Annotated in this window: 22 protein-coding genes, 1 pseudogene and 3 CRISPR repeat arrays; of the genes and pseudogenes, 15 read left to right on the plus strand and 8 right to left on the minus strand. The window is 71.5% G+C overall.

Going from position 1 to position 25547, the window contains the following annotated elements:
* Positions 1-108 precede the first annotated feature (108 nt).
* The 6 genes from AC3CHW_RS23750 (at position 109) to AC3CHW_RS23775 (ending at position 5614) form a co-directional block, all read left to right on the plus strand.
* On the plus strand, positions 109-984 hold the full coding sequence (locus AC3CHW_RS23750; RefSeq protein WP_398607347.1) for a S1 family peptidase: 876 nt from the start codon (positions 109-111) through the stop codon (positions 982-984).
* Positions 985-1080: 96 nt separating this feature from the next.
* Positions 1081-2058 carry a GlxA family transcriptional regulator gene (locus tag AC3CHW_RS23755; RefSeq protein ID WP_488467798.1) on the plus strand — a complete coding sequence of 326 codons (978 nt, stop codon included), beginning with the start codon at positions 1081-1083 and terminating at the stop codon, positions 2056-2058.
* A 41-nt stretch (positions 2059-2099) separates the two neighbouring features.
* The gene (locus AC3CHW_RS23760; protein WP_488467799.1) at positions 2100-2867 is read left to right on the plus strand and encodes a GNAT family N-acetyltransferase; all 768 of its coding nucleotides are present in this window, start codon (positions 2100-2102) and stop codon (positions 2865-2867) included.
* Between the two features lie 313 nt (positions 2868-3180).
* On the plus strand, positions 3181-3579 hold the full coding sequence (locus AC3CHW_RS23765) for a peptidase inhibitor family I36 protein (RefSeq protein ID WP_488467800.1): 399 nt from the start codon (positions 3181-3183) through the stop codon (positions 3577-3579).
* A 107-nt stretch (positions 3580-3686) separates the two neighbouring features.
* Positions 3687-4652, plus strand: a complete 966-nt coding sequence (locus tag AC3CHW_RS23770; protein WP_488467801.1) for a hypothetical protein — start codon at positions 3687-3689, stop codon at positions 4650-4652.
* A 536-nt stretch (positions 4653-5188) separates the two neighbouring features.
* Entirely contained in the window at positions 5189-5614 is a 426-nt protein-coding gene (locus AC3CHW_RS23775) for an antibiotic biosynthesis monooxygenase family protein (RefSeq protein WP_488467802.1), read from the plus strand.
* A 141-nt stretch (positions 5615-5755) separates the two neighbouring features.
* Here AC3CHW_RS23775 and AC3CHW_RS23780 read toward each other — a convergent pair whose 3' ends face one another.
* The gene (locus AC3CHW_RS23780; RefSeq protein WP_488467803.1) at positions 5756-7363 is read right to left on the minus strand and encodes a S8 family peptidase; all 1608 of its coding nucleotides are present in this window, start codon (positions 7361-7363) and stop codon (positions 5756-5758) included.
* Positions 7364-7888: 525 nt separating this feature from the next.
* Here AC3CHW_RS23780 and AC3CHW_RS23785 point away from each other — a divergent pair.
* Complete coding sequence (locus tag AC3CHW_RS23785) at positions 7889-11137, plus strand: ATP-binding protein (protein ID WP_488467804.1); 3249 nt, start codon at positions 7889-7891, stop codon at positions 11135-11137.
* Positions 11138-11186: 49 nt separating this feature from the next.
* Positions 11187-12010 (plus strand): annotated as a pseudogene (locus AC3CHW_RS23790) (NADP-dependent oxidoreductase); the annotation flags it as partial.
* Between the two features lie 469 nt (positions 12011-12479).
* On the opposite strand, the gene AC3CHW_RS23795 reads toward AC3CHW_RS23790, so the two are convergent.
* Positions 12480-13016, minus strand: coding sequence for a flavoprotein (locus AC3CHW_RS23795; protein WP_488467805.1), 537 nt, complete (start codon positions 13014-13016; stop codon positions 12480-12482).
* A 110-nt stretch (positions 13017-13126) separates the two neighbouring features.
* On the opposite strand from AC3CHW_RS23795, the gene AC3CHW_RS23800 reads away from it, so the two are divergent.
* Together AC3CHW_RS23800 and AC3CHW_RS23805 are read left to right on the plus strand one after the other, a co-directional pair.
* Positions 13127-14302, plus strand: coding sequence for a helix-turn-helix domain-containing protein (locus AC3CHW_RS23800; RefSeq protein ID WP_488467806.1), 1176 nt, complete (start codon positions 13127-13129; stop codon positions 14300-14302).
* A 405-nt stretch (positions 14303-14707) separates the two neighbouring features.
* A CRISPR array of direct repeats spans positions 14708-14979; the repeat unit is 28 nt; unit sequence CTGGTCCCCGCGCGCGCGGGGATGACCC.
* 579 nt (positions 14980-15558) lie between these two features.
* Complete coding sequence (locus tag AC3CHW_RS23805; protein WP_488467807.1) at positions 15559-16221, plus strand: HAD family hydrolase; 663 nt, start codon at positions 15559-15561, stop codon at positions 16219-16221.
* Here AC3CHW_RS23805 and AC3CHW_RS23810 read toward each other — a convergent pair.
* The gene (locus AC3CHW_RS23810; protein WP_488467808.1) at positions 16202-17473 is read right to left on the minus strand and encodes an NsdA family TPR-like regulatory protein; all 1272 of its coding nucleotides are present in this window, start codon (positions 17471-17473) and stop codon (positions 16202-16204) included. The two genes, AC3CHW_RS23805 and AC3CHW_RS23810, sit on opposite strands and share 20 nt — an antisense overlap.
* A gap of 184 nt (positions 17474-17657) precedes the next feature.
* On the opposite strand from AC3CHW_RS23810, the gene AC3CHW_RS23815 reads away from it, so the two are divergent.
* The 3 genes from AC3CHW_RS23815 to AC3CHW_RS23825 all read left to right on the plus strand — a co-directional run bounded on the left by AC3CHW_RS23815 (position 17658) and on the right by AC3CHW_RS23825 (position 19964).
* On the plus strand, positions 17658-18137 hold the full coding sequence (locus tag AC3CHW_RS23815) for a hypothetical protein (protein WP_488467809.1): 480 nt from the start codon (positions 17658-17660) through the stop codon (positions 18135-18137).
* Between the two features lie 5 nt (positions 18138-18142).
* Positions 18143-18424 carry a DUF7848 domain-containing protein gene (locus AC3CHW_RS23820; protein ID WP_488467810.1) on the plus strand — a complete coding sequence of 94 codons (282 nt, stop codon included), beginning with the start codon at positions 18143-18145 and terminating at the stop codon, positions 18422-18424.
* A 258-nt stretch (positions 18425-18682) separates the two neighbouring features.
* Positions 18683-19080: a CRISPR direct-repeat array (repeat unit 29 nt; unit sequence CTGGTCCCCGCGCGCGCGGGGATGGACCC).
* 254 nt (positions 19081-19334) lie between these two features.
* Entirely contained in the window at positions 19335-19964 is a 630-nt protein-coding gene (locus tag AC3CHW_RS23825) for a class I SAM-dependent methyltransferase (protein ID WP_488467811.1), read from the plus strand.
* Between the two features lie 30 nt (positions 19965-19994).
* Here AC3CHW_RS23825 and AC3CHW_RS23830 read toward each other — a convergent pair whose 3' ends face one another.
* The 5 genes from AC3CHW_RS23830 to AC3CHW_RS23850 all read right to left on the minus strand — a co-directional run bounded on the left by AC3CHW_RS23830 (position 19995) and on the right by AC3CHW_RS23850 (position 23561).
* On the minus strand, positions 19995-20579 hold the full coding sequence (locus AC3CHW_RS23830; RefSeq protein WP_488467812.1) for a hypothetical protein: 585 nt from the start codon (positions 20577-20579) through the stop codon (positions 19995-19997).
* A 99-nt stretch (positions 20580-20678) separates the two neighbouring features.
* Entirely contained in the window at positions 20679-21536 is an 858-nt protein-coding gene (locus tag AC3CHW_RS23835) for a hypothetical protein (RefSeq protein ID WP_488467813.1), read from the minus strand.
* A complete protein-coding gene (locus tag AC3CHW_RS23840; protein ID WP_488467814.1) occupies positions 21533-21868 on the minus strand; it encodes a helix-turn-helix domain-containing protein in 336 nt (111 codons plus the stop codon). Before AC3CHW_RS23840 ends, AC3CHW_RS23835 begins: the two co-directional genes overlap by 4 nt.
* On the minus strand, positions 21865-22533 hold the full coding sequence (locus AC3CHW_RS23845) for a tyrosine-type recombinase/integrase (protein ID WP_488467815.1): 669 nt from the start codon (positions 22531-22533) through the stop codon (positions 21865-21867). The genes AC3CHW_RS23840 and AC3CHW_RS23845 overlap by 4 nt, the downstream gene beginning before the upstream one ends.
* Before the next feature lie 194 nt (positions 22534-22727).
* Positions 22728-23561, minus strand: a complete 834-nt coding sequence (locus AC3CHW_RS23850) for a helix-turn-helix transcriptional regulator (protein ID WP_488467816.1) — start codon at positions 23559-23561, stop codon at positions 22728-22730.
* A gap of 140 nt (positions 23562-23701) precedes the next feature.
* On the opposite strand from AC3CHW_RS23850, the gene AC3CHW_RS23855 reads away from it, so the two are divergent.
* Together AC3CHW_RS23855 and AC3CHW_RS23860 are read left to right on the plus strand one after the other, a co-directional pair.
* Positions 23702-23968: an Atu4866 domain-containing protein gene (locus AC3CHW_RS23855; protein WP_488467817.1), complete on the plus strand. Its 267-nt coding sequence runs from the start codon at positions 23702-23704 to the stop codon at positions 23966-23968.
* The gene (locus AC3CHW_RS23860; RefSeq protein ID WP_488467818.1) at positions 23965-24699 is read left to right on the plus strand and encodes an SDR family oxidoreductase; all 735 of its coding nucleotides are present in this window, start codon (positions 23965-23967) and stop codon (positions 24697-24699) included. The genes AC3CHW_RS23855 and AC3CHW_RS23860 overlap by 4 nt, the downstream gene beginning before the upstream one ends.
* 441 nt (positions 24700-25140) lie before the next feature.
* Positions 25141-25535: a CRISPR direct-repeat array (repeat unit 29 nt; unit sequence CTGGTCCCCGCGCGCGCGGGGATGGCCCC).
* Positions 25536-25547 lie beyond the last annotated feature (12 nt).

A 25547-nucleotide genomic window follows, 5' to 3' on the forward strand; every position in this document is an offset into this window, starting at 1 on the left:
GTTCTTCGGCCCTTGTCGCCTCGCGGAGGATGGGGAACGCGCCGCGGAACAGGGGGAACACCCCGCCGCCCGGGCGCTCCACCAGCCTGCACGCGAAGGGACTTCGTCATGCCTCAGAACACCCCGCCGAGCCCCACCCCCCAGCCGACCCGCCGCTCCCGGCGGGCGCGCCGGCTGCTGACCCGCGCCGCGCTGGTCGGCGCGGCCACCGCGCTGTGCGCGACGACCGCCAGCACCAGCGCCCACGCCGTCATCAACGGCAAGGACTCCACCCAGGCGTACCCGTTCATGGCCTCGATCCCGATGGCCCTGGAGACGGGCGAGGGTGAGGGGAAGGACGTCGACGGCGTGTGCGGAGCCGCGCTCGTCGCCCCGCAGTGGGTGGTCACCGCGGGCCACTGCGCCCAGGAGGCGGGCACGGTGGGGGCCCACCCGAAGGGCACCGTGCGGGTCGGTAGCGAGCACCGCACCTCCGGCGGCACGGTGCGCAAGATCGTCAAGAAGGTGGTGCACCCCGGGTACGACGTGAACAGCCCCGTGCGCTCGCACCACGACATCGCCCTTCTCAAGCTGGACCGCCCCGTCACCCAGCAGCCCATCCGGATGGCCGACCGCGAGGCGCGGGTGGGCGCGCCCACCCGGGTGCTCGGTTTCGGCACCGTCGTGGACGTGCTGGACTTCAAGGACTGGGTGTTCCCCGAGCGGCTCCAGGAGCTGAACACCCGCCGCGCCCCCGCCTCCGCGTGCCAGGACATCGACGCCGCGACCGAGCTGTGCACCACCAGCCGCGTCCCCGACGCCATGGCGTGCAAGGGCGACTCGGGCGGCCCGCAGATCCAGCGGGTGCACGGGCGCTGGCAGCTCGTCGGTACGACCTCCGGCGACGGTGACGCGGACCCGCACTGCGCGACCGGCCCGGGCGTGTACACCTCCGTGCCCGCGCACCGCGCGTGGCTGACCAAGGTGCTGGCCACCCACCGCTGACGCGACGACGCGATCACGCGCCGCCCCGCTGACCCGCTGACCCGACGACCCGGCCCCGGCGGCGCGGCCAGCGCCGGCCGAGGCTAGGTTCGCGCCATGTCAGTGGTCGCGCTGCTCGCGCTCGACGGGATGCTCGCACACCAGCTCAGCACGCCGGGCATGGTGCTGGGCGCCGCCCGCGACAGCTCGGGTGTCGGCTACGAGCTGCGCGTGTGCGCCCCCGCGCGCACCTTCACCACCGGCGCCCCCGCCGCCCTGACCGTCACCGCCCCCTGGGGCCTCGCGGGCCTCGCCGACGCCGCGGCCGTCATCGTGCCCGGCCACGCGGACCCCCTCGGGGACCCGCCGGCGGAGGCGGTGGCCGCGCTGCGGGCGGCGGCCGAGCGGGGGAGCCGGTTCCTCGCGGTGGGCACGGGCACCTTCACCCTCGCGGCCACCGGCCTCCTCGACGGCCGCCGCGCCACCACCACCTGGCAGCACGCCGCCGAGCTGGCGGCGCGCCACCCCCGGGTGGTGGTGGACCCCGAGGGCGCCCCCGTGGCGGACGGCCCGTTCCTCACCGGCGCCGGCATCCACGGCGGCCTGGACCTGGTGTTGGCGCTCATCGAGCGGGACCACGGGCCCCGGGTCGTCGCCGCGACCCTCCGCCACCTCCTGCGGCCCCTGCTCGCGGAGGCCAGTTCCGCGCAGGAGGAGATCGACCGGGGCATCGCCGCGACCGCGGGCCTGGAGCCGACCGTACGGTGGCTGGAGGCGAACCTGCACCGCCCGCTGACCCTCACCGACATCGCCGCCCACGCCCGGCTGAGCGTGCGCAGCCTCAACCGGCGCTTCCGGGACCACACCGGACACAGCCCCCTCCAGTACCTGCTGCACGTGAGGCTGGAGCGGGCCCGGCACCTGCTGGAGGACACGGACGAGCCCGTGGAACGGGTCGCCGAACGCGCGGGGTTCAGCTCCCCCGAGAGCCTGCGCCGGCACTTCCGCCGCGCCACGGGCGCCGTGCCCCGCGCGTACCGCACGGCGCACCGGAAGGCGCGCCGTACCGACAACCCCCGCCCCCACCAGCGCTAATTCCCGGGCGCCCGGCGCGCGCCGCCGCCTAACCTCCCCCCATGCCGACGACCTCAGAGCTCCAGCGCAGCTACTCCTTCCTGGCGACCTTCGCCCGCCGCCAGGCCGCCCGTACCGTCGAACTCCCGGGCGGGTTCGCCGTGTACGACGACGCCTTCGCGCACTCCCGCGCGGACAACCAGGTCTTCGTCGACACGGCCGTCGACCCCGAGGCGCTGCCCGCCGTCGCGGACGAGGCGCTGCGCCACCTGCCGCACCGGATGATCACCGTCCTGGACGACGCGACCGGCAGGGCCTGCGCGGAGCCGCTGGTCCGGGCCGGGTACACGCACTCCCGCTACCTGGTCATGCTGCACACCGGCCCGGTGCCGCCCGGTGGCCGCGCGGAGGAGGTGGACCTCGACGCGCTGCGCGCCCCGCTCGCCCGGCGCTGGCGGGGCTTCCTGCCGGACGCCGACGACGAGGTCGTACGCCACCTCGTGGAGCGCCGCGAGGCCCGCCGGCGCGGGGCCGACGTGGTGCGGTTCATCGCCGCCCGGACGCCGGAGGGCGAGGTCGCCTCCTGGGCCGACCTCTACCTGGACCCGGCCACGGGCCTCGCCCAGATCGAGGACCTGGTCACCTCGGAGGCCCACCTCCGGCGCGGCCACGCCGACGCCGTCCTGGCCACGGCCCTGCACCGGGCGGCCGACGCCGACTGCGGCACCCGGTTCCTGATCGCGGACGCGGCGGACTGGCCACGCGAGTGGTACGGGCGCCGCGGCTTCACCGACATCGGCCGCCTGCACTGCTTCGATCGCGGTCGGTGAGGGGGCGGGCCGGGGGCGGGGGTTCCGGCCAACGCGGGGCGGGGAATGGCCGCGAACTCCCGGTCGCTCGCGGTGTAACGAGACAACCGCTCCGCCTGGGCCACGGCTGTTGGCGCCTTCCTGTGGAGGCGGGAGGCGAGGGGCGCGGGTCCGGCGGGAAACCCCGCGACGGTAAGGCCATCATCATTGTCGTGGCCGGTTCGATAGGCAACCTTTGCCCGACTATGGCCGCTGAATTGGCGCTCGTGCTAGGCATGCCCCTGCGCAGCGCCAGTCGGTGCTGCATCGCTACTGTGCAAGGAGGTCCCACTCCATGTTCAAGAGCAAAGCTCTGTTCACCGCGGCGGCGACGGCGGTTCTCACCGGCGGGACGCTGCTGGCCGGGCCCGTGCCCGCCAGTGCCACGACTTCGGAGGCCAGGGGCACGACCGCCGCGGCACCGGCTGGGTGTCCCGCCACGTACTACTGCGTCTACCAGAACAGGGACTACCGAGGAGCCGTGTACAAGTTCGCGGGCAACAACCCCAGTTGGCGCCCGTGGGACATCTTCAACGAGGACTCCTCGTCCTTCAACAACGGCACCTCCGGGCAGTCCGTCGCGCTCTACGGTGAGGAGAACTACGGACGCAGGCTCGGCTGCCTGCCCCGGGGACAGGGGTGGACCCTGCACCGGCCCAACGACGACGGTGAAAGCAACAAGTGGGACTGCTGACGCCTGGCCGACACCTGGTGTCCAGCGCTCACTGAGTGCTCACTGCCGGGCGGGCGGTTGCTTCAACGCTCGCCCGGCATCCGCGCCGCGCCACAGGAGGGCCACTCGTGCACCGTCCCACCGGTTCCCGTCCCGCCGTCGGCACCGTCTGCGCTCTCCTCGCGCTTCTGGCGGCCTGCTCCGCCCAGCCCACCGACGTGGATGACGCGTCTCCGCGTCTCAAGGGCGCTGATCTGTCGCGGGTCCAGGGCAGCGAGGCCGAGCAGCGCCGGTTGTTCGAGGCGGAGGAGCGGCTGACCGCTGACTGTATGACCGACCGAGGGTTCAGTTACCGGCCCAACCCGTGGCACGGACCCTCGACCGCGCCGGCCGATGACCCGCGCGACGGTGACGACGTGGAGAGTCGTCGGCGCGCAGGTTACGGCGCCGCTTCGGCAGGCGCCGACGAAGGCGGGGGCAGGGGCGAGGACCCCAACGGCGTGTACGTGCGCTCGCTGGCACGCGACAGGCAGAAAGCGTATATGGGCGCCCTCTACGGCACCGCACACCACAAGATCAGCGCCCCCGTGCCGGGTGGTGGGGTGACCTTCATGTACGGCGACGGATGCAACGGCAAGGCGCAGCAACGGCTTTACGGCGACCTCAAGAGGTGGATGGTCGCGCGCCTGGTGGTGGCGAACCTCGAACCGGACATCAATCGCAGGGTGCTCGCCGACCGGAGGGTCGCCAGGGCCGATGCCGCTTGGAGCCGTTGCATGAACACCGCGGGCCACACCTTCCCTGACCCCGCCAAGGCAAGGGCAGCAGCCCTCAGGAGTGGGGGCGGTGACGGGCAGGAGCCAGCCGCCCGGCGAACCGGAGAGACGGCGGGGGCGAGTCGGCGTGAGATCGCCATCGCGGTGGCCGACGCGCGGTGTGACAAGGCCGTGGGCAGGGCGAAGCTGATCCGCTCCCTCGATGGTCACTACCGTGACCAGCTCGCCCAGGAACGCGCCGAGACGCTCAACACCTACCGGGAACTTCGCGGCCGAGCCCTGGCGGCCCTCAAGGCGTCCCCCGGGCGAGAGCCATGAGCCGCCCCCACGGAGACCGAGTGGCCAGCGAGATCGATGTCAGCGCTGTTTCCCGTGCCACACCTCGCCGGCCCCCCGTCGGTGCCACGGCGCCGGAGCGCGGCCCGACGCTGACCGGTTCTCGCTCCGGGGGAAAGCGCGGAGAACGTGAAGACTCCTCGACCAGCGCACCATTCGACCCGTGCGACAGCGGTTGAGGACTCCCATCGCCCCCTCGCTCCGCCGGTCCTGTCGCCGCGCGGCGGGGCAACGCGCGTGCCGCAACGCCGACTCGGCCCGCCGCGCGGCCCGATCGACGCCCCCTGACCAGGGGCGCGGCAGCGGCGGAACGTATCGTGTACCTCGTCGTGCAACGGGTGCGAGCCCTCACCTCGGGCGCGGCGCGAGGCTGCCCACGGGCCGCTGGCCGCCCCCGAGTTCGCCACCCGGCGGCCCCGACGCGCGGCAGCGCGCCGCGACGGGACCTGACCCACCGGCTGCCCGGCCGGCGCCAGACGGAGTGGCCGGGGCCGCCCCGTCCGTTCTTGGAGTACGCCGTGACCACAGCCAGCCAGCAGCCCACGCCCGAGACGTCTCCCGCGTCCGACGCGCCCGACACACCCAACACGCCTGACACGCCCATCACCTTCATCAACGTCTTCGAGATCGACGCCGAGCACCTCGACGGCTTCCTCGCCCACTGGCAGGAACGCGCCGCGCTGATGAGCACCAAGCCCGGCTTCCTCGACTCCCGGCTGCACCGCGCCCGTTCCTCACAGACGCGTTTCCAACTCGTCAACGTCTCCCACTGGGCGAGCGAGGAGGAGTACGCGGCGGCCGGCGCCGACCCCGAGTTCCAGCGGCGGACCAAGGCCGCCAGCGAGAGCACGCGGGCGCCGGTGGTGCCGAACCCGGGCCTGTACGACGTCGCCGTCGAGTTCGTCGGCCCGGCCGCGAGCCGTCCCGCCGCGAGCCAGGGCTGAGCCCGCGCCCCGCGGGGCCGTGACGAGCGCACGGACGTTGGCCCGGCCCCGTGGAGAGGGGCCGGGCCAACGCCGTGTCGCTGGGCCCGGGTCGGTTGGTCAGCGGACCAGTGCGTCAGTCGCGCGGGGTGGGACGCGGGGTCAGAACTCGAGCTTCCAACCGTTGACGTACCCCGTGTCGTTGACCCAGTTGTCGCTCACCCGCAGCTTCCAGGTGCCGTCGGCCGCCTCGCTGGAGGCGTTGACGGTGAAGGTGCCCTGCACGTTGTCCGCGCCGTCGTTGCTGTTGTAGTCCTTGAGCAGGTAGGCGCTGCCGTCCGGGGAGACGAGTTCGACGCGCAGGTCACCGCGGAAGGTGTGCCGGATGTCGACCGAGACGGCCAGGTCGGCCGGGGCGTTGCCGCTGATGCCGGAGACCGTGACGGGGGACTCGACGGTGGCGTTGTCCCTGATCGTGACGTCAGCGGTGCTCTCGAACGTCTTGCCGGGGGGCGTGGTGTCGTTGCCGCCGGTGTGCAGCAGCTTGTTCGGCGAACCGGTGCGGGCGTCGGTGACCTTGTCCGGTGTCGCGTTGCTCACCAGCTTGTCGCGGACCTGCGCCGGGGTCCAGCTCGGGTTGGACTGGAGCAGCAGGGCCGCGGCGCCCGCCGTGTGCGGGGCGGCCATGGAGGTGCCGCTCATCGACTGCGAGGCGGTGTCGCCGGAGTTGGAGGTGGAGACGATGCTGTCGCCGGGGGCGAAGATGTCCAGGCAGCTCCCGTAGTTGGAGCCCTGCCCGTTGTTCCAGCCGGTGGCGCGCGCGTCCCGGCTGTTGGTGGCGCCCACGGTGACGGCGGCCGGGGTGGAGGAGGGGGAGTACGAGCAGGAGTCGGCGTTGTTGTTGCCGGCCGCGACGACCCAGGGGATGCCGGAGGATATGGAGGCGGCCACGGCGTCGTTGACCGACTGCGTCTTGCCGCCGCCGACGCTCATGTTGGCCACGGCGGGCCGGTCGCTCTTGGCCGCGTTCTTGGTGACCCAGTCGATGCCGGCGAGCACCGGCGCCCAGGTCTCACCCGAGTTGCCCTGGCAGTTGAGCACGCGGACGCCGATCAGCTTGACGTCCTTGGCGACGCCGTAGGCGCTGCCCCCGACGGTGCCGGCGACATGGGTGCCGTGCCCATGACAGTCAGAGGCGTTGGAGTCGTTGTCGATGAAGTCGTAACCGCTCACCGCCCGCCCGCCGAAGTCGCGGTGGCTCATCCGGATGCCGCTGTCCACGATGTACGCGTCAACGCCGGCGGCGGAGCCGTACGTGTATCTCTTGTCCACCGGCAGGTCGCGCTGGTCGACCCGGTCCAGGCCCCAGGACGGCGGGTTGGTCTGGGTCTCCACCGCGTACGCGGCGGCGTCCGCCTCGACGCGGGCGACGGACGGGTCGGCGGCCAGTTGCCTGGCCCGCTCCTCGCTCATCTTCACGGCGAAGCCGCGCAGGGCCGCCGTGTACGTGTAGCGCAGGTCGCCCGAGTGCCGCTTGGCCAGGGCCTTCGCCGAGGCGGGTATGTCGGCGCGGGCCACCGAGTCCTTGAGGGTGACGATGTACGAACCCTCGACCGACCCGGGGCGGTCGGCGCCCACGATGCGGCCTTCGCCGCCGGGCGGGGTGGGGGCCTGGGTGGTGGCGCCGGCGGTCGTGGCGGCCCCGACGAGCAGGGTGGCGCCGGCACCGATGACGAGCGCGTGCCGGATGGCACGGGCGTCGAACTTCATGGTTACTCCCTCGAAAGCTGTCCGGCCCGGCTCGGGTCCGGAAGGCGACACCCGCGGCTGTGTCGGGCGTTGCACCGCCGTGCGGTGGTCGGCGCGTCGCCGTGCGGTGGCTGGCGCGCCGAGGTGGCGGTCGCGGCCACCGCGGCGTGCCCGGGTCTCGGGGTCCGCGAGTGGTGGGGGGTGTGCCGCGCGTCGTGGGGTGACGCGCGGCACGGGTTCGACCCAGCCGGGCTGCGGGGAGCAGCCCCGTCGGTCGGTCCTGGGGTGTGAGGCCGTGGGGTACGGAATCGGCGAGGTCGAACCGTCCGCAGCTTCGATCAACCGCCCTGAGCCCAGCAATCCGTAGTGGCTACCCAAAGAGCGGGCGGCGACGGACGACCCGGTTCGCCCCGCCCGTACCGGCGGCGAACGCTATTTCTAGGTGGTCGCCCCCTATTGCTCCCGCGTACGCCGCCGGGTAGACCACCTGCTCACGGGCTCGAAAGCCCGCCCGGGTGGCAGGGCCCGTGGCGTGGAGGGGGAACTGTGAACGAGGGTGCCTTCGCCGCCGACGCGACCGGAACCGGGAACGGGGCCGAGGCCGGCACCGAAACCGGGACCGAAGCGGGGGCCGGGACCGACGGGCCCCGCGCCGAGTCGGCCCGTACCGACGGGCCCCGCGCCGAGTTGGCCCGTACCAACGAACCCCGTACCAACGAGCCCCGTACCAACGAGCCCCGTACCAACGAGCCCCGTACCAACGAACCCCGTACCGGAGAACCCCGCGCCGCCGCCACCCACGGCGATGACGCCGCTGCCACCACCGGCGGCGATGACAACCCGACCGGCCCCGACGCCGCCCGCGCCGGGCTGGTCGGGCGGGGCGGTGAGCTGGCGTGGTTGCGTGCGGCGCTGCGGCGCGCGCCGTCCGTGGTGGTCGTACGCGGCGAACCCGGCGTCGGCACCTCCCGGCTGGTGGCCGAGGCGTTGGCCGACCCCGCCGCCGGCGACCGGGTGCAACTCCGCGGCGCCTGCCCCGACCTGCGACACCCCGCACCACTCGGCCCGATCCTCGACGCGCTGGCCGGGCTGCCGTGTCGCCCGGACGTGCCGCTGCCGCCGGTGACCGGCGCGGTGGCCTGGGCGGTGCCCGAACTGGCGCAGTGGCTGCCCGAACCACCCGCGCCCACGCCCCACCCGGCGGACCGTCCTGGCCTGCTGCGCCGCGCCGTACGGGCCCTGCTGGCGGCGCAGGGGCCCGTGGTCCTCGTCGTGGAGGACGTGCACGCGGCGGACGAGGCCACCCGCGACCTGCTCCACCACCTGCTGGCCGACCCACCCCCGCACCTGCGCCTGGTCCTCACCGAACACCACGCCCCCGGCCTGCCCCGCCTCGGGCTGCGCGCGCCCGGGCACGTCCCGGTCGAGGAGATCACCCTGCGCCCCTGGACGGTCGACGAGGTACGCGACGCCGCCGGGCGCTGGCTGGGGGAGCGGGCGGCCGAACCCGAACTCGTGGAGCTGCTGCACGCCCGCACCCGCGGGCTGCCCGGCGCGTTCGAGGCCCTGCTGCGCGGCGTCGGCGACCACGCCACGGCGCCGGACTCGCTCGTGGCCGCCGTACGCGAGGTCGGGGTGCCCGCGCGGCTGCGCCGCGAGCTGGCCCGACGGCGCGAGTGGCTCACCGACGACGCGCGACACCTGGTCGAGGCCGCGGCGGTGGTGGGCCGGCCGGTGCCCGTCGACGTACTGGCCGAGGTGGCGGGCCTGGCCCCCGACCGCGCGGAGCGGGCCGTCCACCTGGCGCTGCGGCGGTCGGTGCTGCGGGCGGAGGGCCCGTGTCCGACGTTCCGGCACCCCCTGGACCGCCAGGCCGCCCTCGACGAGGTGCCCCCGCCCCGGCTGGCCCGGCTCAGCCTGCGCGCGGCCCGCGCCCTGCACCGTGACGGCCGCCTGGTCCCGCTCGCCGACCTGGCCGGCCTGTACCTGGCGGGCGGCAGGGCCCGCGAGGGGCTGCGCTACCTCACCGCCGCCGCCGACCGGGCCGCGGCCGACGGCGACTACGCCGCCGCCACCCACCTGTACACCCGCGCCATCGACCACGACCCGCGGCCCGCCGGCCGCATCCGCGCCGCCGCCAAGCTGGCCCGTACGGCCCAACTCGCCCGGGCCGACGAGCGGGTGGTGAACGCGGTGCGCCGGGTCCTTGACGAGGACGACCCGCCGCCCCAACTCCGTGGCGAGATCCGCCTCCACCTCGGCGTCCTGCTCCGCAACCAGAGCGGCGGCGCGCTCGACAGCCTGGCGGAGATCGCCCGCGCCATACCCGACCTCGAACAGACCGACCCGCAGACCGCCGCCCGCGCCATGCTGGTCGCCGCCATCCCCTCCATCAAGGGCTGGCCCATCAGCCGCCACCGGGCGTGGCTGGAGCGGGCCGAGACGTTCACCGAGCAGGTCACGGACCCGGTGGCGCGCGCCGCGGTGGCCGCCAACCGCGCCACCGCGCTCATGCTGCTCGGCGACCAGCGCGCGTGGGCCGCGGCCGACGTGCTGAGCCAACCGCCCGGCTCGGCCATGGAAGCCACCCAGTACGCCCGGGGTTGGACCAACCTCGCGCACGCCGCCACCGCCCTCGGCCACACCGCGCGGGCCTGGGAGTTCCTGCACCGGGCCGCGGCCGGCCTCGCCGACTCCAGCAGCCCGTACGTGGAGGGTCTGACCCAGACCGCGCGGCTCGTCCTGTCCTGGCACGAGGGCCGCTGGGACGACCTGCACGCCGCCGCCGACCACACCACACGGCTCTACCGCGAGATCCCCGACCTGACCGCGGAGGCCATGCTGGTACGGGGGTTGGTCGCGCTCCACGTACGCGGCGACGTCCCGCACGCCCGCCGCGACCTGGCCGACGCCGCCCGCATCACCTGCTTCGACACCGGCTTCATCCTCACCGCGTCGGCCGCCGCCCTGGCCCGCGTCCACCTGGAGGCCGGACGCCCGGGCCAGGCGAGCGAGGCGGTAGAGGCCACCTTGCACCGACTGGAGCGGACGGGCGGTTGGGTGTGGGCCACCGAGGTCGTCCCCACCGCCGTGGAGGCCCTGCACGGCAGCGGCCAACCCGCCAGGGCCCGCCAACTGGTCGAGGACTTCGCGGCGGGCATCCACGACCGCGACGCCCCGGCCGCCCGCGCCGCCCTCACCGTCGCTCGGGCCCTGCTGGCGGAGGCCGACCACCGGTACGACGAGGCCGCCACCCTGCTGGCCCAGGCGGCGGACGACTGGCGCCGCCTCCACCGCCCCTTCGACGCCGCCCGGGCGACCGAGGCCAGGGGCCGCTGCCTGCTCCACGCGCGGCAGCCGCGCGACGATCGGGAACGCTCCGACGAACCAGGGCACGCCGGCCAGGAACGGCAGGCCGCGGGCCGGGCCGCCGGGGAAGCGGCGGAGCGGCAGAAGGCGGCCGTCGGCATCATCCTCGGCGCCATCGAGGCGTACCGCGCACTCGGCGCCCGCTGGGACGTCGCCCGCTGCCACCGGCTGCTGCGCCGCCACGACATCGTCACCACCCACCGCCGCGGCCGACTCGGCTACGGCGACCAACTCTCCCCCCGCGAACAGGAGGTGGCCCGCCTCGTCGTCCAGGGCCGGGCCAACCGCGACATCGCCGAGAGCCTGGTCCTGTCGCCCCGTACCGTCGAACACCACGTGGCGAGCATCATGCGCAAACTCAACGTCACGTCCCGTACGGGCATCGCAGCCGCCCACCTGGCCGCCCACGCCGCCCCGGAGCCGTGAGCGGCGCCCGCCCGCGCGTGCCCCGGGGCGTCGGGGTGCGCGCCTCCGGGGGCGGGCCCGCATCCGGGTGGCGGCGGCCAGCGTCAACCCCGTCGACTGGAAGGTCCGCTCCGGCGCGGTACGCGAACTGCTCCCCGTCGACCTGCCCGCGATCCCCGGGCGCGACGCCATGGGCGTGGTGGACGAGATCGGCGCGGCCGTACGGGGCGTGAGCATCGGCGACCGCGTCTTCGGCCTCGGCGGCATCACCGGCGCCACCGCCGAACTGGCCGTCCTCTCCGCCTGGTCCCACGCCCCGGCCACCTGGTCCGACGAGCAGGCCGCCGGCGCCGGCCTCGCCTCCGTCACCGCGCTGGGCGGCCTGCGAACGCTCGGCCCCCTGCGCGGACGCACCCTCCTCATCGAGGGCGCCGCCGGAGGTGTGGGCAGCGCCGCCGTCGAGATCGCGGTAGCCCACGGCGCCACCGTGATCGGCACGGCCAGCGAACGCAACCACGCCTTCCTCACCTCACTCGGCGCCACCCCCACCACCTACGGCCCCGGCCTCCCACACCGCCTCGCCGCCCTGGCCCTCACGGGCTCGACCTCGTCCTCGACACCGCGGCCTCCGGTTCCCTCCCCGACCTCATCGCGATCACGGGCGCCCCCACCCGCGTAGCCACGGTCGCCGACCATGCCAACGCCTCCCGCCTGGGCGCCCACCTGGCCAACGCGGAAAACGACCCGACGCTGCTCGCGGAGGCAGCCGCCCTCGGCCGCCGGGGCCACTACACGCCGCGTGTGGAGCGGACGTATCGGCTGGATGAGGTGGGGGAGGCCCACACGTACGGGGAACGGGGGCGGACTCGGGGGAAGGTTGTGGTGCGGGTTTGAGGTGGGTGGGTGGGTGGGGACTTCGGGTTGGCTGGTGGCGGCTTTCGCGGTGGCTGCGGAGAGCTGTGGTGGGGGTGAGTTGAGGGCTGAGTGTTGATGCGTGGCGGCGTCGTGGGTGGGGGTGGGGTGGGGTGGGAGATAGCCTGGGGAGTCTGGTGAGTGAGGGGGAGTGTTGTGGTTGGTTTGCGGGACTTGGGTAGTAGGTCGGAGTTCGCGGAAGTTGCAGAAAGCTGGGGTGGCGCGCGGTAAAGGTGCAGGTCAGTTGCTCTGGTCCCCGCGCGTGCGGGGATGGCCCCTCGCGCGCCAGGGTCTGCGGGGCGGTCTCGCCCTGGTCCCCGCGCGTGCGGGGATGGCCCCTTCCCCCTTGGCAAGGCCAAGCTCGTCAACGCCTGGCCCCCGTGCGGGGATGGTCATGCGAGAACCCGAGCCTGGCCTCTCGTATTCGCCCCCGTGCAGGCAGACCAGCGAGCTACGAGCCCGAAACGAACCCCTTCGCCTCGGCGAGCGCCGCGTCCCACGGAAACGGACGCTTCTGGCCCGGCTCGTTGGGAACGAATCCGCCTTCCCCGTACAACACGCTGACCCCCGCCGCACGCAGCTCCGCGACGGAGCGTGCGAACTGGGGATGGTGGGCGTACGCCGAATTCACGCACGGCATCGTGATCAGCGGAATGCCCTTACCGATTCCCTCCGCTACGACGCCCACCGGAAACGACGAGGTCAACCCCAACGCCCAGGCGTTGATGCTGTTCATGGTGATCGGGGCGAACAGGATGACATCGGCTCTGGGCCAGGTATCAGGCTCGCCCGGGCGCTTGTACCGGGACCGTACGGGGTGACCGGTCAGTTCCTCCAACTCCGCCGCCGCGTCCGTCAGCCAGTCCGCAGCGGTCGGCGTCAATCCCACGCACACGTCCCACCCGTCAGCCTGCGCGCGACGCACGATCCGAGGGAACTCCGCTACGGGCGGGGCAGCCGCGCCGAACAGGTACAACACGCTTGTCATGCGGAGCAGTCCACCACGTAAGTGCGCTCCCCAGCTCCCAGTTGGCGGAGGTGGCGCCCACGGGCTGGAGTACCGTTTCCGGTAGTAGCAGGTGCACGCGAGGAGTCGCAGTGACCGACAACGAATCCCTGCCCATCGGAGCACTGGTTCAGCGCGCTCGAAAGCAGCGCGGACTGTCTCAGCAAGGTCTGTCCGACGCGTCCGGCGTATCCCTCTCGCTCATCCGCAAGCTGGAGCAGGCAACACTTACCGATACGCGCATGGAAACTGTGCGCCGTCTGGCCACTGCCTTGCGCATTCCCACCAACAGCCTGATCCCCCAGGAGCCGCGCCCATCGGAATCGACGTCCGAGCCCTGGCGTCCGCTCCAGCAGGCTATTGAATCGCCCCCCACGCAGATCGATGAGGAGCCCTCGCTTTCGGGCATCACGGATTCTCTCGGCGAGGTCAGGACAGCGTACTTCGGAAAGCAACTCGGGCAGTTGTCCACGCTCATCGGGCCGATTCTTCGGGACGCCGACGCGCTGGACGACACCGAACACGAAGCGCGTGCGGCTCGGTCATATCTCCTGCAGATCGCGGGATCAACGCTCACCCAGGCGCGGCAGTTCACGGCCGCGGAGACGGCACTCCGGCGGGCCCTTGACGACGCCCCCGACCGGCTGCGGGCTGCGTCGATCATCACCACCTGGGCGTGGCTGCTCGTACGACAGGGACGCTTCACGGAATCCGCCGAACTGGCGATCCGGTGGGCGGACGACGTCGAGCCGCGCATGTCCCGGGCCACTCCGGATGAGCTGGCGGCGTGGGGTTGGCTGTTGGTGCAGGCGTCAGCCGCCAGCCTGCGGAACGCGCGCCCCGCCGACGCTCACGACACCATGCGACTCGCACGGTCAGCGGCCGTCCTGACCGGCCGGGAACTCCCGGCCGGCGATACGCGCCTCGCCACCTGGGGGCCATTCACCGTGGCCTACAAAAAGGCGGAAAAAGGAATCGTGACGGACAAGCCGGATGACGTACTCGCCACGGCCGAACGTTTGGCCGCGGCGAATCCTTCCGCCGGAACCGAATATGACCGGCACCGGCTCGATGTCGCAAAGGCGCACCTCATGTTGCACCGTTTCGGCGAGGCGTTTGACGTGCTGTCCGAGGTGCATCGACGGTCACCGGAATGGACCGCTGAACAACGTTATGCTCAGGACATCATGGTCGATGTGATCGACGGCAGGCGCACGCTCACGCCGGAAATGCGCACGCTGGCCGTTGCCCTGCGCGTGCCGATGTAGCGCTCGTTGGCACAGCGCTCGCGTGTTCTGAGGAGGTGACATTGAGTCACCTACGCATCGAGTCTTATGGTCAGTCATTACGTGATCACCCCTGATGACGCCGGAGGCTGCGCCATGCCCATCGGAGCCGAGTCAGGCCCGTTGCGCCGTAGGCGGGCGAGGGTGGGGTGGGACGGGATATTCGAACGTGTGACTCAGTGAACCTGTCACCGATTGCTGGCGGTTGTGCCTCGGGGTTGGTGTTGTTGGTTGGTCTGCTTGGGAGTCGACTCGGTGGATAGGCTGCGGCCACTGTCTTGCCGGAGTGGGGATGTGAGTCGTACGCCGGGTTTGGGCGATAGGCCGGAGTTCGTGGAAGTTGCAAAAAACCGGGGTGTCGCGCGATAAAGGCGCAGGTCAATTGCTCTGGTCCCCGCGCGCGCGGGGATGACCCCTCCTGCACGTCCCGTACGGCGAGCGGCGCGCCCTGGTCCCCGCGCGCGCGGGGATGACCCGCCGTAAGGGCCTTGACGACGCCGCCCGGCAGGCTGGTCCCCGCGCGCGCGGGGATGACCCCCCGAAACGGGACTCGGTGCGGAACCCGAAACGCTGGTCCCCGCGCGCGCGGGGATGACCCCCGCAGCCCGCGCACCCTGGCACCCACGACCCCCTGGTCCCCGCGCGCGCGGGGATGACCCCCCGGCCCCGCCGGTGCTCCGGGCGTCCCCGGGCTGGTCCCCGCGCGCGGGGATGACCCCGAGAACCTGCCCAAGCGCTCCCGGGAGGGCAACTGGTCCCCGCGCGCGGGGATGACCCCGCTCTCAACGACCAGGCCGCTCGGGGCGGCCTCTGGTCCCCGCGCGCGGGGATGACCCCAGGGCGTAGCGGAGCCTGGCGCACGCTAGAGTCTGGTCCCCGCGCGCGCGGGGATGACCCCCAGGACACCCAACTCCCGCCACGTCAGCCTCGCTGGTCCCCGCGCGCGGGGATGACCCCCAGGCGGTGGAGGAGGGCAGCGTCGGTGACGACTGGTCCCCGCGCGCGCGGGGATGGCCGCAATCCTGAGCTTGTGGCGGAGTTGGCCGACGGCTGGTCCCCGCGCGCGGGGATGGCCCCCTTCCGACAGGGGTCCCGAGTCCCCGTGAAGCCTGGTCCCCGCGCGCGGGGGTGGGTCACTTGCCGACGGTGAAGGAGCCGGCAGCGACAGAAAAGGAGAGAGGCTGTCAATAGCCAGCTTGGCTGGACGAGCCGACACACCTGGCCGCTACCCTGCCCGCATGATCCGAGCAGTGGTTTTCGACGTGGGGGAATGCCTCGTCGATGAGACGCGGGAGTACGGCACCTGGGCCGATTGGCTCGGTGTGCCCCGTCATACCTTCGCGGCGACATTCGGTGCGGTCATCGCCCAGGGTCGGGATTACCGGGAGACCTTCCAGGAGTTCCAGCCAGGCTTTGACCTTTACGCCGAGCGTGAGCGTCGCGCTCAGGCCGGCCAGCCGGAGCACTTCGGGGAAGAAGACCTCTACCCGGACGTACGATCCACGCTGCGCCAACTCCGCGCCATTGGCCTGTGGTTGGGCATTGCGGGGAATCAAACCGTGCGAGCGGGCAAGATCCTGCGCCAGCTTTTCACCGATGACGTGGATCTCATCGGCACTTCCGACGACTGGGGTGCTTCGAAGCCCGACCCGGCGTTCTTTCAGCGTGTCGGCGAAGCCGTCCCCTTTGGCGCGGCGGAAATCCTGTATGTGGGCGACCGCGTCGACAACGACATCGCCCCCGCCCGGTTGAGCGGCATGCACACAGCCTTGGTACGTCGCGGGCCCTGGGCCACTATCCAGTGGATGAGTGAAGACGCGCGCAAACTCCCGACCCTTCGGGTCGAGAGCCTTCGCGAGCTACCAGGCGCGATCACCCGCTTCAACGCGCGAGAGCACTGACCGTCGTGCCCCAGTCGTACAGGCGATCGTCAAGAGCGCGCACGCACGCCTCGTTCTTCCACGGCGCCAACGCGCGGCGTGCTTCTTTGACGCGGTCCATGCCAGTCGCGTACCAGGTGACAGCGAGTTGATCGAGCGCACGGCACGCCGCTTCACACGCCTCGTCCGGGTGACCTAGCGCGGCTTCGACGGTGGCGAGATCGCCGTAGACAACGGTGCGCTGCTTGTCGGACTCCGGAGGAAGCATCTCCAAGGCGACCAACAACGACTCCCGTGCCTGCAGGTGATGTCCGGCCTGAAGTTGCACATTGCCTTTGAAGGCGGCCAGTCGATCCGCGCCGAACCAGTCCAGCCACTCAGGCGTGACATGTTCGTTTCGGGCACCTAGAAGGCCCTCGGCATGTCCGATCAAGTGCAAGGCGGTACGAGTGTGCCCGCATCGCGTCTCGCACTCCGCCTCAACCGCGTCCAGCCACGCCAGCAATTCGGCTGAGGCAGGCCCGCGACGGGCATAGGTCCTTGCAGCCACCATCCGCTCAGCGGCCTCCTCCCTGCGCCCGTCCCACCCGGGGATGAACGCCGTGTGCGCGAGGACTGCGGCGCCCATGAGTGAGTCGTTGGCCTCTCCGGCTGCTTGCAGGGCGCAAGTGAGTGTTTCGGCGGCGCGTTCTGGCTCCCGAAGATCAAAGAACTCGATGCGGCCAGCGAGAAGGTAGGACTCGGCGACCGCAGACGCCACCTTCTGTCGAGTAATGCCAGCCGTTTCGGACAGCAGTGTGCAACCCAACCTGGCGTGCGCCAGGACGGGCGCGTGCAGCGCCGATGGAGCGACGGTCCAGTACAAGCTGCGGTGCGCGCGAGCGACTTCTTCACAGTGCCTTCCCACGCTGGCTGGGTGCGTGGTGGCTGGCGCCTGCGCGGGGATAGGGGGCAATGCACCAGGTGCCGGAGCACCAGTCGGTACCCGACGGGACGACGTTTCTCGGGCTGCGGTCGCGCCCCAAGGTGGGGTGAAGCCGAGTTGCTCCATGCCTTGACCCAAGAGGTGCGTGAGGACCTTCTGGTGGTCTGGTTGTGGCCAAGGGGGAGTGGCTGACTCCCACCGTCGCACCTGCCGTACCCCGACGGACAGGCCACGGATGCCCAGCGTGGGGGCGGCTCTGGTCATGGCGACAGCTAGGGCGTCTTGTGATCGGTAACCGGCTGCGGTGCGAGCTGCTTTGAGTGCGGCATTGCCCGTCGGTCGTGGCACCTGGACCTCCCGAAGGCGGATGGGCCTGATGCTGACACTGTATGGCCCTACCACCCCTGTCTGTCACCCCTACGAGTAGATAAAAGACCTACGGGGGCCCTTAGTTGGCCCTCTACAAGTCCTCGTGATCAGGACTTGGCGAGGTCAGGCTGTACCGCACAATGCCTCGACAACCGGAGGAATCGTGACGGGTAACCTTCAGCCGCCAGACGCGAGAGACCCGGCCAGCGTTGTTACGGACGCGCGCCCCGACTGGTGCCCGCCGCCCAGCGACTCCGTTTCGCTGTTGCCCGCTGGCCGGGACTGGGACGCCGTACGTGCCGACGCGGCCACCGCCCGCTGGGCCTTCCCCATCCTCAACGGCCCGCACGAGAGTGCGGCCATCGTGGACCCGTACGCCTGCTCCACGTACTGGCTCCTGCCGCCGGGCGAGGCGCACGACTTCATCCACTGGCAGCGCCTGCACCCCCACGTGGCCGTGCTCCCCGCCAGGCCCGGCATTCACTACGTCGGCATCCCGCCCGCGCATCGTCGTACGGGGCCGGGGCTGCACTGGTACGTCCCGCACAACTGGTCCGGCCGCTACCTCACCGAACCCGCTTACCTGGCTGCTGCCCTCACCCCCGCCGTCCACGCCGCCCACGGCCCCCACGGCAGCCGGTAGCCGCGATGACCCACCGTCGCCGTTACCGCTACGTCGAGATGAGCCTGGCTCCCGATCCGGCAGCCGATCCGTACACCGTCCGCGCCACGTGTCTCACCTGCGCCGAGCAGTCCCCGGAGCCCGAACCGTCGGAGTCCATCACCGGTCAGCACCAGCGGGCTCAGCGTTGGTGTACCAGCCACGCGGCCCGCGACCACCCCGACGGCCGCCACCTGCGCTACACCGCCCACGTCACCCTGCGGTGGCTGGTCACCCCCGCCGAGAACATCGGGCCCATCGCGCCGTAGGCCGGCGAAGGCGGGGAGCGTGAGGTGGCGTTCAGGCACACGCCGCAGTGAACCGTCTATCGATGGCGGGCAGTTGCCCGCTCCAGGAGGCTGGTGTTGGCGTCCGGCTCACGTATGGAGTGGCCTGCGGATACGCTGCGAACACCGTCTTGCCTGGAGGTTGAGATGGGGATTATGTCGGGCTTGGGTGATAGGACGGAGTTCGTGGAAGTTGCAAAAAACCGGGGTACTGCCCGATAAACCCGCAGGTCAATTGCTCTGGTCCCCGCGCGCGCGGGGATGGACCCTGGCAGCGCGCCAACGAGGGCATGAAGCCCAGCTGGTCCCCGCGCGCGCGGGGATGGACCCTCGACGTCCTCACCGGCCGACGCCACCACGCCCTGGTCCCCGCGCGCGCGGGGATGGACCCCTTCGAAGGTGCGCCCGCAGGGGCAGCGGCCGCTGGTCCCCGCGCGCGCGGGGATGGACCCCGTCGATGATCGTCATCGACACCCAGGCCCGCACTGGTCCCCCCGCGCGCGGGGATGGACCCGGGGGGTCGTCTCCGGCAAGGCTGGCGGAAAGCTGGTCCCCCCGCGCGCGCGGGGATGGACCCCAGGACGCGAAGCAGGGGGTGATCCTGTACGGCTGGTCCCCCCGCGCGCGGGGATGGACCCGTCGTCACCGTCCCGCTGACCCCCACGCTCCACTGGTCCCCGCGCGCGGGGATGTACTGGTGTGATCGCCTAATCAGCTGTCGCCAGTTCCCCGGGGAGTCCAGCCAGCTGGTGACTGACTGTGGTCGCCAGCGGCTTGTCGCGCCACCGGGTGATGGCCTTGTCCTGGTAGCCGAGCGAGTCGGATACGACGGCGCGGGATTCGGCACGACGCCGGGGAACAGCTGAGGATGGGGGATGTTAACTTCCTTCCTGTGGCGGAGCACCAGGACGAGACCAGAGCGGCCTACGACGGGGTCGTCGAGTTATATGCGTCGATGTTCGCTAATCGACTGGAGGCGCAGCCGTTTGCGCGGAACATGATCGGCACCTTCGCCGAGCTGGTGCGTGGAACGGGGAATTCGCGGGTGGCCGATGTCGGCTGCGGGCCCGGACATCTGACGGCCATGCTGCACGACCTGGGGCTCGATGCCTTCGGGCTCGACCTCTCCCCGGCCATGGTCGACCACGCCCGGCGGGCCCATCCGGCGCTGAAGTTCGATGAGGCCCGGATGGAGGCGCTCCCAGTTGAGGACGGCGCGCTCGGTGGCGTGCTGGCCCACTACTCGATGATCCATACCCCTCCTGGGGAACTACCTGCGCTGCTCGCCGAGCAGGCGCGTGTCCTGGCGCCGGGGGGCCTTCTCCTGGTCTCGTTCTTCGGGACCGACGCGCCCGAGCCGGTCCGCTTCGACCACAAGGTGGCACCTGCCTATAGCTGGTCGGCGGATCGCTTCGCCGAGTTGCTGGCCGGGGCCGGGTTCGTCACATTCGCGCGGCTGCTCCACGACCCGGCCTCCGAGCGGGGCTTCCTGGACGCCCACTTGCTGGCCCGTCTCCGCTAGAGCATGGCCTTCTGCTGTGGGCTCTCGTAGTCAACTGTCGCCGGCTTCCCGAGGAGGCCGGCTTGTCGGTGACCTTGTGTGATCGCCAGCGGCGTATCGGCTCCATGTCCCGCCGGTCTCTCTGATGAGGCGGCTGGTGGTCTTGTGGTGGTAGCCGAGAGCGTCGGCAACGACGGGAGCGGGCAGTTCGAGGAGCTGCTGGCGGATGGCGGCGCCACGTGCTGCGGCGGCCGGGATCCCGGCCTCGTTCAGGAGCGCGGACAGGTGGTCGGGGCGGGCTGGCTGTCCTGCCCGGCGGCCCGGGAAGAGCCATCGGGAGGCGGGGTTGGTGGCGGTGTTCATGTTGTCGCGGTTCGCTATGTGCTCCAGCAGCAGAGTGGCGACCGGTGCGGGAACGGGTGAGGCGGGTTCGCCGAGCCGTAGCAGCACGGTGTCGCCGTCGTGGATCACGTCTTCGACGCTGAGCCGGACGATGCGGCTCACGGGCTGCGCATAGAGGAGCACGATGACCCCCGCGACACGCAGACGTATCGGAATCTCCGTGTCGGTCAGCAGTCGGCCGAGGGCGTCGAGGCGTTCGTCTTCGCTCAGTGCGGCCCGCCGGGAGACCTTCATCGCGGGGATGGACAGGGAGCGTGGGCAGTTACGGGTCTGTATGGCCCAGCTGAGAAAAGCCCTCAGGCAGGTGCGGCCGTGTTCGCTGCTCTCGGCCCATCAGGCGTCGATGTCGATCTGGCCGCAGGACGCGAGGCTGTTGTTGCGTTGGCCGAGCCATTGCAGGAAGGCGGTCGCGTACTTGATCTGTTCGGCGGCGAACCTCCGGACGCTGGGTGTGATGTGGCTTCGTGCGGCGCGGGCCCGCAGCCGCGGGAGGACGCGCCAGGTCGCGAAGAGCCTGATCGTTTTGACGTGTTCGGGGTCGGTGATGCTGGCCAGATGCCCGGGAAGCCAGCGTTGGAAGGAGCAGAGGTACTTGTCGACCGTAGGCAGGACTCCGCTGGTCATCAGGAGTTCTTCCAGGTGAGCGGCGGTCCGCCAGGGCTGGAGCTCGTGGAAGGCGTCGTGGGTCAGCGAGATCTGGCCGAGGCCGAGCTGTTGCAGCAATCGGGAGGCGTTCGTCGGCTGGCTGCGGCGCATGGCCAGCCAGGCCAGCCCGCTGCTGGGCTTGTCCATCGCCACCAGCAGGTTGAACAGTGGGACCAGCGCGGGACGGATGCGACCGGTGCCGTCGTCCAGGAGCGCGGTGAGGCGGTCGCTGAGCGTGCAGCGCTCACACAGGCGTCCGCCCAGGAGCTTGCCCTCGAAGCCGCAGCGTGAGCAGTCGAAGGTTCGGGAGAAGCCGGCGCAGGTGGTGCAGATCGGGACTCCGTCACCGGGACGGAGCCCAGGCAGGGCCCGGTCCTGGCCGCATCCCGGACAGGTGCCCCGCGTACGGACGGCGCGGTCCGAACAGGTGCGGCAGACGTATCCGTCCGGCCAGGTGTCGGCCTTGTGCCTGCGGCGGCCACAGCGGCAGCACTCGGTCATGTACCAGCGTTCGTACTGCTCGTCGGTGGCGTAGGTGCGGGTCATGCGTCGGGCAGGATGCGGGCGGCGCGGGGCCGCAGCTTCGCGACGTTCGCGGGCGGTGCGGGCAGGTCGCCGGTGGCGGTCTTGCGGACGCCGGCGTTCTCGGCGGTGGTGTCCACCAGGTCGGCCGGAGTGCAGGACAGGATGTCGCAGAGTGCTGCCATGACCTGCAACGACAGGCGTTCCGGGGTGCCGGAGACCAGGCGGTGGACCTGGGAGGCGGACAGGTCGATGCCCCGTTCGCGCAGCAGCGGCGCCAGTTCGGTGGCCGTGAAAATCTGGTGCTGGGCCATGACCTCACGCAGCCGCCACGTGTAGCCGACCTTGCGTTTCATGCCTGCCTCCCGGTCTGGGGCTCAAGGGCCGCGGCGATGGTGGCGTCCAGGTGCCGCCGCAGGGTGCGGGTGCGGAAGTCCGAGGAGACGCAGGTGTAGAGCGAGGTGCTGCTGGCGTGCTCGTGGCCGACTTGCTCCTGGACGAAGCGCGGGTCCCAGCCGTCCTCGATGAGGTGGGTGACGTAGGACCTGCGGAAGGAGTGGAAGTCCAGCCCCTCGTCGAGGCCCAGGGCCTTGCGGTAGGCGATGAAGCGGGAGTTGAGCCGCTGGCAGCCGATCCGCAGGCCCCGTTCGGAAGGCCAGGCCGCCGGGTTGTCGTTGGTGCCGAACAGCGGGCGGACCTCGGTGAACCACTCGTCCAGGACGTCCGGAGTCCAGTCGAACACGGTCAGCACCCTGCGGCGCTTGGGCGGCGAGCCCTTCTTGGCCTTGCCGAACCGCACCTGGCACCGGCCGTACTCACCGAACTCGCAGCCGTGCGGGTTGCGGCCGAAGTCGGCGGCGTCCAGCATCCGCGTCTCGTTGCGCCGCAGTCCGAAGGCGTAGGCGGTCTTGAACAGGGTCGCGTCGCGAAAGGCGGGCAGCCAGCCCTTGCGGCCGAAGGCCCGGATGCGGGCGACCTCGTCGTCGCAGTGCGCGATTCTCCACCCGTCGCGAGTTCTCATCCGATGCAATTGGCGGCGCTTGACCCATCGGTACAGCGGTTATCGGTGAGAACGATCACTGGTCCCCGCGCGCGCGGGGATGGACCCCAGCACCACCCCACCGTCTTCGCTCGCCCCGACTGGTCCCCGCGCGCGGGGATGGCCCCCGAGCCCCCGCAAAGCGCTGTCCAGCCATCCCCCCACCACCCCCGCAGCTACATCGTGGCCCGGTTCGAAGAGGCGTGCAGCGAACCGAGCAAGCTAAGCGCCTGGGCGCTGGGGCTGGAGGGTTCGGCCTGGTAGACGACGAGTTGTTGGCCGGGGGCGTCGCGTACGTCGAAGGTCTGGTAGGTGAGGGTCAGGGCGCCGACAGCGGGGTGGAGAAAGTGCTTGGCGTCCTGGGTCTTGCCGCGCACGGCGTGGGTGGCCCACAGGTGGGTGAAGTCCGTGCTGTGTTCGGTGAGGGTGTGGACGAGTTCCCGCAGTCGTGGGTTGTCCGGGTCGAGGCCGGCCGCCTGGCGCAGGTGGGCCACGGTGGCCTGCGCCGTGCTGTTCCACCGCGAGTAGACCTGTCGTCCCGCCGGGTCGAGGAAGACCATGCGGGCCAGGTTGTCCGCCCGCTCGAAGGGTGAGTGCAGGGCCTCGGCCAGGGCGTTGGTCGCCAGGATGTCCAGGGTTCGGTTGATGACGAACGCCGGGGCGCCCGGGTAACCGTCCAGCAGTTGGCGTAGGGCCGGGGTGACCCGGTCCGTGGTGTGGGTGAACTGGTTGTCCGGCGTTGTCCCAGCCAACCGGTGCAGATGCGCGTACGCGTCGGGGTCCAGCCGCAGCGCTCGGCCGAGCGCGTCGAGTACCTGGGCCGACGGGTGGCGTTCGCGTCCCTGTTCCAGGCGGGTGTAGTAGTCCACGTTCACCCCGGCCAGGACGGCGACCTCCTCACGACGCAACCCGGCGACTCTGCGGACGCCGTAACTCGCCATGTCGACGTCCTCCGGCCGCAGCGCGGCTCTGCGCGCGCGGAGGAACTCTCCCAGGTGGTTGTCGGCCATGTGTCCAGGCTAGGCCGCGGGGATGGTGTGTTGCCTGGGTGTGCCGCACCCAGGCAACACACAACCTGGTCGGCACCCCTCGACCTGCCCAGACTCGGTCGAGCAGACAGGCCCACGGGTTATGGATGAGGGGAGTCGTCATGACAGGAAACACGGCGGATGGTGATGTCGACGTGGTCGGCATGTGGGTGGCCGCAGATGGTCACATCCGCCAGGAGTTGCGGGCGGACGGTCGGTACGACGAGGCCCGAGGCGACCGCGACAGCGCGTACGCGGGCCGCTACACGGTGACCGGCAAGCACATCGACTACGTCGACGACTCCGGGTTCACCGCGACGGGCGACATCCGTGACGGTGTGCTCTACCACGAACACCTGGTGCTCTACCGAGAGGAATCGCAGGCATGACAGAGACAGCCAAGGTCGTCGCGATCACCGGGGCGAGCAGCGGAATCGGCGAGGCGACCGCCCGCCGGCTGGCCGCCGACGGACACAGCCTGTTCCTCGGGGCGCGACGTACCGACCGTCTCGACGCCCTGACCAAGGAGATCACCGCCGCAGGCGGCAGCGCGGCGTTCCGGCGGCTGGACGTCACGGACGCCGCCGACGTACGGGCCTTCATGTCCGCCACCCGCGAGCGCTACGGCCGAGTGGACGTGGTGGTCAACAACGCCGGAGTCATGCCGCTCTCGCCGCTGGAAGCGCTGAAGACCGACGAGTGGGACCGGATGATCGACGTGAACGTACGGGGAGTGCTGCACGGTATCGCCGCCGCCCTGCCCACGATGCGCGCCCAGGGCGGTGGGCACTTCGTGAACATCGCCTCCGTCGGCGCGTACGAGGTCTCACCCACCGCCGCCGTCTACTGCGCGACCAAGTTCGCCGTACGCGCCATCTCCGAGGGGCTACGCCAGGAGTCCGCCGGCGACATCAGGGTCACCCTCGTCTCCCCGGGCGTGACCGAGTCCGAACTCGCTGACACCATCTCCGACCCCGTGGCCAGGGAGACCATGCGCACCTACCGCGCCGTGGCCCTCCCCGCCTCCGCCATAGCGGACGCCATCACCTACGCCATCTCCCAACCCTCGCAGGTCGACGTCAACGAAGTCATCGTCCGCCCGGCCGCGAGCGCCCAGTGAGCCTCGGTGGTGCTGTTCGTCTCGCTCGCGGGTGGCATCGGCCGTGCTGATGCTGGCCTGCACGAACTCGCCCCGGCCCGCCTCTTGGCACGCGACTTTCCGAGGGGCGGGCGCCTTGGCGCTACGTCGTGGCGGGCCAGGCCCTCGCCTCGGTCGCCGGTTCGTACACCGTCCGGGCTGCGTGCCGCGCCTGCCCTGGCGACTGTCGTGTCAGCGGGCGGCCGGGTGAACAGGGCGCTGGAGGTGCGCAGTTGTGGGCCTCCGACGGCGCGGCTGGTGTCGGCGGCCGGTCTGCTTGTGGGGTGGACTGCGGATAGGCTGCGGGGGCTGGCTTGTCGGGAGGTTGAGGTGAGCATTATGCCGGGCTTGGGTGATTGGTCGGAGTTCGCGGAAGTTGCAAAAAATCGAGGTGCCGCGCGATAAACCCGCAGGTCAATTGCTCTGGTCCCCGCGCGCGCGGGGATGGCCCCCCGCGCTCCTGCAACCGCCGCTCCAGATCAACCTGGTCCCCGCGCGCGCGGGGATGGCCCCGGCGCGTCGGGGTCGGTCGTGTCGGTCACGATCTGGTCCCCGCGCGCGCGGGGATGGCCCCGGCGCGTGCGCCAGGCCGCGATCGACGCCTGCCTGGTCCCCGCGCGCGCGGGGATGGCCCCTCCGCATTCCTGAATTTGACCGTGCCGCCAGACTGGTCCCCGCGCGCGCGGGGATGGCCCCGACCAAGGCAGGGTCTCGGTGGGTCTGCACCACTGGTCCCCGCGCGCGCGGGGATGGACCCCTTCCCCGCCCTCGACGCCGAGCACGAGACCGCTGGTCCCCGCGCGCACGGGGATGGACCCTCGAGGACGGCG

The sequence above is a fragment of the Streptomyces sp. MGP-BFMKR1 genome, assembly GCF_057766585.1.

Bases quoted from the DNA above. Each gene is read 5' to 3' on its own strand.
- AC3CHW_RS23750 (WP_398607347.1), top strand. From the start codon at position 109: ATGCCTCAGAACACCCCGCCGAGCCCCACCCCCCAGCCGACCCGCCGC.
- AC3CHW_RS23755 (WP_488467798.1), top strand. From the start codon at position 1,081: ATGTCAGTGGTCGCGCTGCTCGCGCTCGACGGGATGCTCGCACACCAG.
- AC3CHW_RS23760 (WP_488467799.1), top strand. From the start codon at position 2,100: ATGCCGACGACCTCAGAGCTCCAGCGCAGCTACTCCTTCCTGGCGACC.
- AC3CHW_RS23765 (WP_488467800.1), top strand. From the start codon at position 3,181: ATGTTCAAGAGCAAAGCTCTGTTCACCGCGGCGGCGACGGCGGTTCTC.
- AC3CHW_RS23780 (WP_488467803.1), bottom strand. From the start codon at position 7,363: ATGAAGTTCGACGCCCGTGCCATCCGGCACGCGCTCGTCATCGGTGCC.
- AC3CHW_RS23795 (WP_488467805.1), bottom strand. From the start codon at position 13,016: ATGACAAGCGTGTTGTACCTGTTCGGCGCGGCTGCCCCGCCCGTAGCG.
- AC3CHW_RS23805 (WP_488467807.1), top strand. From the start codon at position 15,559: ATGATCCGAGCAGTGGTTTTCGACGTGGGGGAATGCCTCGTCGATGAG.
- AC3CHW_RS23820 (WP_488467810.1), top strand. From the start codon at position 18,143: ATGACCCACCGTCGCCGTTACCGCTACGTCGAGATGAGCCTGGCTCCC.
- AC3CHW_RS23830 (WP_488467812.1), bottom strand. From the start codon at position 20,579: ATGAAGGTCTCCCGGCGGGCCGCACTGAGCGAAGACGAACGCCTCGAC.
- AC3CHW_RS23835 (WP_488467813.1), bottom strand. From the start codon at position 21,536: ATGACCCGCACCTACGCCACCGACGAGCAGTACGAACGCTGGTACATG.
- AC3CHW_RS23840 (WP_488467814.1), bottom strand. From the start codon at position 21,868: ATGAAACGCAAGGTCGGCTACACGTGGCGGCTGCGTGAGGTCATGGCC.
- AC3CHW_RS23845 (WP_488467815.1), bottom strand. From the start codon at position 22,533: ATGAGAACTCGCGACGGGTGGAGAATCGCGCACTGCGACGACGAGGTC.
- AC3CHW_RS23850 (WP_488467816.1), bottom strand. From the start codon at position 23,561: ATGGCCGACAACCACCTGGGAGAGTTCCTCCGCGCGCGCAGAGCCGCG.
- AC3CHW_RS23855 (WP_488467817.1), top strand. From the start codon at position 23,702: ATGACAGGAAACACGGCGGATGGTGATGTCGACGTGGTCGGCATGTGG.
- AC3CHW_RS23860 (WP_488467818.1), top strand. From the start codon at position 23,965: ATGACAGAGACAGCCAAGGTCGTCGCGATCACCGGGGCGAGCAGCGGA.